The sequence below is a fragment of the Streptomyces sp. NPDC044984 genome (genome assembly GCF_040646935.1).
Taxonomy (GTDB): Bacteria; Actinomycetota; Actinomycetes; order Streptomycetales; family Streptomycetaceae; genus Streptomyces.
In genome coordinates this window covers 156,205-162,204 of sequence record NZ_JBEZBE010000020.1, presented here as the reverse complement: position 1 = coordinate 162,204, position 6,000 = coordinate 156,205, and the positions used below count along the sequence as shown (strand labels likewise).

Below are 6,000 nucleotides of genomic sequence, written 5' to 3'. Positions count from 1 at the left end.
CGGCGGCCGGTGGCGCGGTGTGGAACGAGTGGCTGGTCCGCGCGCCGGACGCCGAACCGCCCGTCCTGCGCACGGTGGAGGACCTCACGCCCTGGGCCCCGAGCTCCGGGGCCGGCGTCGTCGCGTCCGGTGGACGTCAGGCCGCGGCGACCGTCACCGGGGCGAACCGCCGGTTCCAGTCCCCGGGCAGCTCTGTGATCCCGTACGTCATGACGGCGTTCAACGCGACGGACGCCAGCCCGTGTGCCTTCGCCCAGCTCAGCAGCTCTTCGTGCCGCACATCGATGTCGGTGCGCAGCGGTCGGTCGGTGCGGGCGGCGAGCGAAGCGAGCAGTGCCCCGGCCGTCGCCGTGTCGCGGGCGATGAGCGGACCCACGACATGGGTGTCCATGTTGGGCCAGGCGGCCGCGTAACCGATGATCCGTCCGTCCTCCTCGGCGACGCGCAGCTGATCGGCGAAGGCGGGCAGACGGGTGACGATGTGCGTCCGGTCGACGCCGAACACCTCCTCGTCGAGCCGGACGATCGCAGGGAGATCCTCCGCGGTCGCGGCCCGGGTGGCGCTCTCCGGCCGGTCACCCGTGGGAACGAAGTGGCCGCGCAGCATCTCGGCGTGGCCGGTGACCTTGAACCCGAGTTCCTCGTACAGCGGGCGGCCGTAAGAGGTCGCGTGCAGGGTGAGGGGGGTGGTGCCCATCGCCGAGACGATGTGCCGCATGAGCCGGCGTCCCACTCCCCGGCGGGCATGCCGCTCGGCGACCAGGACCATGCCGACGGCCGCGAGAGCGGGCTGTTCCCGCGGTCCGTACTCGGTGACGACGCAGGCGGCCACCAGACCACCGTCGGGGTCGTCGATGCCGTAACCCTTCCCGGCCGTAAGGAGGAGGCCCCACTTGTGCTCCTCCCGTGGCCACCCCCGGTCCTCGGACAAGTCGGCGCAGGCGGTGAGGTCGCGGAGCGTCAGACGGCGGATGGGCAGAGAGGCAAGGGAAGGTGTCGGCACGCAGGTCAGGCTGTCCGACGGGGAGGTGCGGCGTCCACCCGTTTCAGGAGACTCGTGTGAGCTTTTGGCCATGCCGTGGTCACGGACGGAGCACGGACACGGGCGCGGGACGTTTCACGTGAAACATGTGAGAACGGCGCGTGGCTGGTTCCTTCCGCCGGGAAATGAGGAGAGCAGAGCAGAGCCCGTTAACCTCGTCGCTCATGGCGAGGCTTCATCTCTTCGATCTCGACGGCACCCTGCTCCACGGCAGTTCGGCTCCCGTGGAGATCTCGCGGCAACTGGGACTGGAAGCCGAGGCGGTGGCCCTCGACCGGGCGATCTCCGCCGGCCTCATCGGGCCACCGGAGTACGCCACACAGGTGCACACGCTCTGGGCGGGCCTCACGGAGGCGCAGGTGGCGGCGGCATTCGAAGCGGCTCCGTGGCTGGCCCGTATCCGCGAGGTCTGGGCAGAGCTCACACGGAACGGTGACTACTGCGCCGTTGTCTCGCTGTCCCCGTCCTTCTTCGTGGAGCGGCTCACCGACTGGGGTGCGCACGCGGCGTACGGCTCCCGCTTTCCCGCCGTGCCGTTCAGGGAGCCCGTGGACCCGGCCGGCGTCCTCAGTGCGGCGGCCAAGGTCCGGATCGCCGACCGTCTGTGCGCGGAGTTCGGGGTGACCCGCGCGGACTGCGTCGCCTATGGCGACTCGATGTCGGACAAGGACCTGTTCGGCGCGGTGCCGGTCTCCGTCGCGGTCAACGCGGACCGGCATCTGACCGGCCTCGCGACCCACTCCTACACGGGGCGGGACCTCTGGGAAGCCTACGAACTGGTGCGAGCCGCGTAAGGGACGGGTGTCACCCGAGGTCGGGGGCGTGCATGGCGCGTACGCCCTCGATGTTGCCGTCCAGATAGTGCCGCAGGGACAGTGGTACCAGGTGGACGGAGGCGATCCCGACGCGGGTGAACGGTACGCGGACGATCTCGTACTCGCCGACGGGTTCGTCGACCTCCGGACCGTGGCGCAGGGACGGGTCCATGGATTCCAGGCGGCACACGAAGAAGTGCTGCACCTTCACGCCGGTGGCGCCGCCGTCCGCGTCGATGTGCTCCACGGTGTCGACGAAGCAGGGCACCACATCGGTGATCTTCGCGCCGAGCTCCTCGTACACCTCCCGGTGCAGGGCGTCCACCACGGTGGAGTCCTTCGGCTCCACTCCGCCGCCAGGGGTGAGCCAGTAGGGATCCATGCCGGGTTTGGTGCGCTTGATCAGAATCAGGTTCTCGCCGTCCAGCAGAACGGCTCGGGCGGTGCGCTTGACCACGGGTCGGACGGTCATGGGGGAAATGTGGCCCGGCTGGTTCCACGTGAAACATCGCGGGAGGGCAGCGGCCGGCTTCGCGGGGTGGTGCACCGCCCCGGCGGGTCAGCACCAGCCGGTGGCCGCCCCCTCCAGCCACTCGTGGGCCCGCGCGATGTGGGGCATCGCCAGTGTGCCGGTGCGGACCACCAGGAAGTAGGTGCGCAGCGGGGGCACCGTCGGCTCGTGCAGGGCCACCACGTCGCCCCGCTCGAGCGCGCCCGCGCAGAGGTAGCGGGGCAGTACCGCCAGCCCCGCTCCCGCGGCGGCGCAGGCCAGCACCGCGCGTAGATCCGGGACGATGACGGCGCCCGGCGTGACGGGGCGGGAGTCGAAGACGGAGGCCCAGTAGCGGGCGACGAAGGGAAGTGACTCGTGCACCTCGACCACCGGGACGTGTTCCAGGACCGACGGGCCCGTGCGGCGGAGCGTGCCGGAGTCGATGCACCCGGCCCACCGCGGAGCGGCGACCAGGACGTGCTCCTCGTCGCAGAGCGCGGTCGCCGAGAGCAGGGCGCCGCGTGGCCGGACCGTGCTGATGGCCAGATCGTGATGTCCGGCGGCCAGTCCCTCGAGGACTTCCTCGGCGTTGCCGAAAGAGGCGCGCAGGGCGAAGCTCTGGCCGTCCTCTCCGGTCAGTTCCGTGAGCGCGGGCAGCGCTCGTTCGGCGGTGAACTCCGGAGGGCCGGCCAGATGCAGCGTCCGTAAGGAGGAGTCCTCCTCCAGCCCGGACTCGGCTATCTCCACCAGGGCGTCGAGATGCGGCGCCGCCTTGTGGGCGAGTTCGTCCCCGATGGTCGTCGGTGTCACACCGCGCGCCTGCCGAAGGAACAGGGGCCGACCCAGCTGCCGTTCCAACGTCCGTATCTGTGAGGTGACGGCCGGTTGGGAGAGGCCGAGCAGGGCGGCGGCACGGGTGAAGGAACCGGCCCGGTGCACGGTCACGAAGGTCCGCAGCAAGGCCAGATCCACGCCACACCCTCCCTCGCCGGCCCGCTCCGGGCCCGGACGTCCAACTATAAATAAGTCGATAGGTCGCTGTCGTTACTGTGATTGGACACTGACACTGAGTCAACTAGCCTTGGTCGCGCGGTTCTTCGCGCGCGGAACCGAGGACGGTCCGAGCCACGAGGGGGGAGGCTCGGACCGTCCGCCGCAGTGTGCCGGGCGCCCGCCGGCCCGGCCGGTCAGCCGGCTGACTCGTCCAGGGCCCGCAGCACGTCCGCGACCAGGTCCTCCGGGTCCTCGGCGCCCACGGAGAAGCGGATGAAGCCCTCCGGCACCGCGTCCCCGCCCCAGCGCCCGCGCCGCTCCGCCGTGGACCGTACTCCGCCGAAGCTCGTCGCGTCGTCCACGAGCCGCAGCGCACCGAGGAAACGATCCGCATGCGCGCGGGTGGGCAGCGTGAAGGACACCACGCACCCGTAGCGCCGCATCTGCCGCGAGGCGATCTCGTGCGAGGGATCGTCGGGCAGCCCCGGATAACGCAGCCCCGTGACCTCGGACCGCTCCCGCAGTGCCTGGGCGAGCGTCAGCGCGGTGGCGTTCTGCCGGTCGACGCGCAGCTGGAGCGTGGCGATCGAGCGGTGCGCGAGCCAGGCCTCCATGGGCCCCGGGATGGCGCCGACGATCTTGCGCCAGCGGCGGACGGCGGCCATGGCCTCGGCGTTCCGGCCGGTGACGTATCCCAGGAGCACGTCGCCGTGCCCGGTGAGCTGCTTGGTGCCGCTGGCCACCGCGAAGTCGGCGCCGAGCTCCAGCGGGCGCTGGCCGAGCGGTGTCGCGAGGGTGTTGTCGACGGCGACCAGGGCGCCGCGCGCGTGTGCCGCCTCGGCCAGCCGCCGTACGTCGCACACGTCGAGCCCCGGATTCGAGGGCGTCTCGATCCACAGCAGTTTCGCGCCGTCGAGGACATCGAGCTGGGCGTTGCCGCCCGTCGGCGCGGTCCGCACCTCGATGCCGTACGTCTCCAGCTGGTCCCGCGCCAGGGGCAGGGCCTGGTAGCCGTCGTCCGGCAGGACGACCGCGTCACCGGCGCGCAGCTGGGAGAAGAGCACCGAGGAGATCGCGGCCATGCCCGAGGCGAACACCAGGGCCTCGACGTCGTCCTGCCCAGGCGCCTCCAGCTCGCCGATGGCCCGTTCCAGCAGCGTCCAGGTCGGGTTCTCGTCCCGGCCGTAGGTGTACGGGCCGGTGGGGTCGCCCGGCAGATGGAAGTGGGCGGCGAACACCGGTCCGGGCAGGGTCGGCTCGTGCTTGACCGGCTCGGGCAGCCCGGCCCGCACCGCGCGGGTGCCCTCGCCCGCCCCGTCCGGCAGCGCCTGCCCGTGGCCCGCGCCCTTCGTCGAATCGTTCATGCCGCCTGTCCTTCCACCTGCTCGCGTACCGCGGCGAGCAGTCCGGTGCTCGCCGCCTCCACCATCTCAAGACACGCGTCGAACCCGTCCGCGCCCCCGTAGTAGGGGTCCGGTACGTCGAGATCGTCGCCGGCGGCGGGATCGTAGGAGCGCAGCAGACGCACCTTGCCGGCGTCCCGGTCCGTGGGCGCGAGGCGGCGCAGCGCCCTGAGGTGGCCGGCATCGAGCGCGACGACGAGATCGAGGCGGGCGTACCAGGACGGGTCGAACCGCCGGGCCGTGTGGCCGGTGTCGTAGCCGTTCTCCCGCAGCACGGTCACCGTGCGGGGATCGGCGCCCTCGCCCTCGTGCCAGCCGTCCGTACCGGCGCTGTCCACCTCGACCAGGCCGTCGAGCCCGGCCTCCGCCACCCGCGCGCGGAAGACGGACTCGGCCATCGGGGAGCGGCAGATGTTGCCGGTGCAGACGAAGCAGACGCGGTAGGTCATCGGCTTCAGTCCCCGTCGGGCAGGACGACGTCGAGCGCCCAGGAGACGACGGAGATGATCAGGCCGCCCAGTACGGCAGTCCAGAAGCCCTCCACGTGGAAGCTCAGGTCGAGCCGGTCGGCGAGCCAGGAGGTGAGCAGCAGCATCAGCGCGTTCACCACCAGGGTGAACAGCCCCAGCGTCAGGATGAGCAGGGGGAGGCTCAGCAGCTTCACCACCGGCTTGACCAGGAAGTTCACCAGTCCGAAGAGCAGCGCGACCAGGAGCAGCGTGCCGATCTCCTTGCCCGTGCTGTCACCGGTCAGGGTGATCTTGTCGAGCAGCCACACCGCGACCGCCAGGGCGCCCGCGTTGGCGATCGTCTTGACTAGGAAATTCATCATGTGTCTGATCGTGGCAGACACGATCGGACTCGGGCAGTGAGGCAGGGGCGGGACTAGGGATGAAGGCATTCCGGCTGGACGAACTGGAGGCGGAGCGCGCCGCCAACGACGGGGCATACCTGCAGTTCCTGCGCGAGCGGAACATGTCGGTCGGCCTCTACGCCCTGGACGCCGGGTCCCAGGACCCGCAGCAGCCGCACGGTCAGGACGAGGTGTACTTCGTCGTCAGCGGCCGTGCGGCGATCACCGTCGGCATGGAGACCACCCAGGTGGCACGCGGCAGCGTCGTGTACGTGCCGGCCGGGGTGGCCCACAAGTTCCACCACATCAGCGAGGACCTGCGGGTTCTGGTGGTGTTCTCTCCCCCCGAAAGCTGAGGGGCGCTCTCGGGGTTCCCTAGGGGAACGGTCAGGGGAGGACAA

At 70.9% G+C, this 6,000-nt stretch carries 8 protein-coding genes; 2 read left to right on the top strand and 6 right to left on the bottom strand.

The genetic code is table 11. From position 1 onward, the window contains the following. Positions 1–136: 136 nt before the first annotated feature. Entirely contained in the window at positions 137–1,003 is an 867-nt protein-coding gene (locus AB0A94_RS22660; protein WP_361746912.1) for a GNAT family N-acetyltransferase, read from the bottom strand. A gap of 203 nt (positions 1,004–1,206) precedes the next feature. On the opposite strand from AB0A94_RS22660, the gene AB0A94_RS22655 reads away from it, so the two are divergent. Then, a complete protein-coding gene (locus tag AB0A94_RS22655; protein WP_361746910.1) occupies positions 1,207–1,836 on the top strand; it encodes a haloacid dehalogenase-like hydrolase in 630 nt (209 codons plus the stop codon). 10 nt (positions 1,837–1,846) lie between these two features. Here AB0A94_RS22655 and AB0A94_RS22650 read toward each other — a convergent pair whose 3' ends face one another. From AB0A94_RS22650 to AB0A94_RS22630, 5 genes are all read right to left on the bottom strand, one after another. Continuing rightward, entirely contained in the window at positions 1,847–2,329 is a 483-nt protein-coding gene (locus tag AB0A94_RS22650) for an NUDIX hydrolase (RefSeq protein ID WP_361746907.1), read from the bottom strand. 87 nt (positions 2,330–2,416) lie between these two features. Continuing rightward, positions 2,417–3,322, bottom strand: coding sequence for a LysR family transcriptional regulator (locus AB0A94_RS22645; protein WP_361746905.1), 906 nt, complete (start codon positions 3,320–3,322; stop codon positions 2,417–2,419). 215 nt (positions 3,323–3,537) lie between these two features. Next, a complete protein-coding gene (locus AB0A94_RS22640; RefSeq protein WP_361746903.1) occupies positions 3,538–4,707 on the bottom strand; it encodes a cystathionine gamma-lyase in 1,170 nt (389 codons plus the stop codon). Beyond that, entirely contained in the window at positions 4,704–5,195 is a 492-nt protein-coding gene (locus tag AB0A94_RS22635; RefSeq protein ID WP_361746901.1) for a low molecular weight protein-tyrosine-phosphatase, read from the bottom strand. The genes AB0A94_RS22640 and AB0A94_RS22635 overlap by 4 nt, the downstream gene beginning before the upstream one ends. Positions 5,196–5,200: 5 nt before the next feature. Next, positions 5,201–5,578, bottom strand: a complete 378-nt coding sequence (locus tag AB0A94_RS22630) for a phage holin family protein (RefSeq protein ID WP_361746899.1) — start codon at positions 5,576–5,578, stop codon at positions 5,201–5,203. A 59-nt stretch (positions 5,579–5,637) separates the two neighbouring features. On the opposite strand from AB0A94_RS22630, the gene AB0A94_RS22625 reads away from it, so the two are divergent. Then, a complete protein-coding gene (locus AB0A94_RS22625) occupies positions 5,638–5,955 on the top strand; it encodes a cupin domain-containing protein (RefSeq protein ID WP_217127460.1) in 318 nt (105 codons plus the stop codon). Positions 5,956–6,000: the final 45 nt, after the last annotated feature.